Here is a 431-nt window from a genome sequence, read left to right on the forward strand (position 1 = left end):
ATTCTCCCAGTTAAAGTGGCCTCTGTTTTGTCCTAACACATAGGCAGATGCACCAGACTGATCAAAATATGACCATCTGACAAGTTCTCCCCAAAAGCGACCTTCAAATGCCAGTTCAATGCGTTTTTCATTTAGAATGTCAATCCAGGTCAGTGAAGTAACTTCATCCAAACCAGCACGAGCTCTTACTGCATTTACATAGTTTAAAGCATCCGCGTTAGTAGTACTGGCATTATTACCCAATATGGCTTCTGCGGCAATTAGGTAAACTTCAGCCAAACGCATCATATAAGTATTTAAAGGGGTGGACATGAAAGTCAGGATATATCCGGGGTTATCCTCAGGTGTTCCTATTACATACTTTTTGATAGCTGATCCGGCATAACTTTCCAGGTCGTATAAAAAGCCACCTTCATCCTTGAGCAATTCTG

1 protein-coding gene is annotated in these 431 nt (G+C 41.5%); it reads right to left on the minus strand.

Annotation, left to right across the window (positions count from 1 at the left end; all coding sequences use genetic code 11):
- A partial coding sequence (locus C6366_RS18825) for a RagB/SusD family nutrient uptake outer membrane protein (RefSeq protein ID WP_146164955.1) occupies nucleotides 1-431 on the minus strand: 431 nt, incomplete at both ends.

Source organism: Desulfonatronum sp. SC1 (assembly GCF_003046795.1).
Lineage (GTDB): Bacteria > Desulfobacterota > Desulfovibrionia > Desulfovibrionales > Desulfonatronaceae > Desulfonatronum.